Annotated in this window: 1 protein-coding gene; it reads right to left on the bottom strand. The window is 48.4% G+C overall.

Features of this window, described 5'->3' with window-relative positions:
• The coding region (locus FRX97_RS12285) for a hypothetical protein (protein ID WP_170227140.1) at nt 1–701 on the bottom strand (701 nt) is incomplete at both ends.

Raw genomic sequence — 701 nt, 5'->3', positions numbered from 1 at the left:
ATACAAGCAAAAAGGGTGTCTTGTACAAGACTACCAGCATCGCTAAGACAAGGACAACCATAGGAAGTGCGAAGGGTATCGGAGAACCCACAACCACTTTGATCGCTAAATCCAAACTTGTAGGGTTGTCCTGAGTTAAGAACCGGTGTGGTATAGGGCAATGAACCGACGAGCTTACCATTAACGGTAATGGAAGCGGGGTCTCCACCGCGTACATCGATTACAAATTGGTAGTTGGCTCCGTTGTTCAAACAAATGGTATCGATTACCGAAGCGCGAAGGAAATCGGAGAATACAATAGAAACGGTATCGTGATCTACACATTGAGCCGAAGCTTCTTCCCTCCAAATGAGATCGTAAGTACCGGAAGTACCCACGGTAACGCGGGAGTTGGGCTCTTGCGCATCTTCGTATACCACAGACCCCGAACCGTTATAAATCCAGAAGCTACGGTTTTTAGGTCCACTTACCGATGGAGTGGCATAAAGCTGAGCCGAAGTCCCACAAAAGAGTGAATCGACTCCAGCGTCGGCTTTGGGCTGCTCGAAGAAGGTCGCAAAAACAGTATCGCGAGAAACGGGACAAGGCGCATTGGTTTCTTCCCAAATGAACTGGTATTCACCCGGCTCGGGAACAAAGGCAAAGGTTTTCGATTGCTTGTTATTGGAGAAGGTAAAAGAACCGTCTGAAGGCAGTCGCCA

This window comes from Luteibaculum oceani, assembly GCF_007995015.1.
In the GTDB taxonomy this organism is placed as follows: domain Bacteria; phylum Bacteroidota; class Bacteroidia; order Flavobacteriales_D; family Luteibaculaceae; genus Luteibaculum; species Luteibaculum oceani.
This window is presented reverse-complemented; position numbering and strand designations above follow the sequence as displayed.